The sequence below is a fragment of the Streptococcus sp. 3109 genome, assembly GCF_013276905.1.
Classification (GTDB): Bacteria; Bacillota; Bacilli; order Lactobacillales; family Streptococcaceae; genus Streptococcus.
The window spans coordinates 1-761 of the sequence record NZ_VMLY01000029.1 but is presented as its reverse complement, the minus strand read 5'-3'; the positions used below and the strand labels follow the sequence as shown (position 1 = coordinate 761).

General features: G+C 39.6%; 1 pseudogene. It reads right to left on the bottom strand.

Annotation, left to right across the window (positions count from 1 at the left end):
* Positions 1–146 precede the first annotated feature (146 nt).
* Positions 147–610: pseudogene (gene tnpA / locus HT698_RS10015) on the bottom strand (IS200/IS605 family transposase).
* Between the last annotated feature and the right edge of the window lie 151 nt (positions 611–761).

The following is a 761-nucleotide window of genomic DNA, read 5'->3' as shown; positions in this document are numbered from 1 at the left end:
GAAAATCATAACCACCCGTCAAACGGGTGGTTTGTCTCAGGGCTATAAGCCCAAATTACCAGCCAGCGCCTAAAGACGCTGGCTTTCACTTTGTTCAAGCCTCATTGCTCTTGACTCGTCACTTGCCTCTCAAAGAGGCTTTAGTATTACTTACTACTATCCCTAAAGGGATCCTCATATTCTTTTACACTTAATTTATCTAGTGCTATATCATGCTTTTCCTGTTCTTGGATATATTTCTTAATTGTGGCTTCATTGAGTCCCACCGTACTTACATAATAACCTTCCGCCCAGAAATGCCGATTCCCAAACTTGTACTTGAGGTTGGCGTGTTTATCAAACATCATGAGTGAACTTTTTCCTTTTAAATAGCCCATGAAACTCGAAATACTTATCCTTGGTGGAATACTTACTAACATATGTACATGGTCTGGCATTAAGTGATCCTAGATAATTTCAACTCCTTTATAACTACACAAACGATGAAATATTTCTCCTAAACTACTTCGATATTGATTATAGATAACTTTTCGTCTATACTTAGGGGTGAACACAATGTGATAGAACAGTGCCACTTTGTGTGCGATAAACTATGAGCCTTTTGTGCCATATTTTTCTCCTTTCGCTTTACAATTGGCTTGAACACCTTTATTGTATCGCGTTCGGAGTTTTTTTGGTATAACCTTCGACGCGCACCCGCATAGCGGGTGGTTTTTTTGTCTCGCACCTAACGGAGCGAGACAGACTAATAGTCACATAAT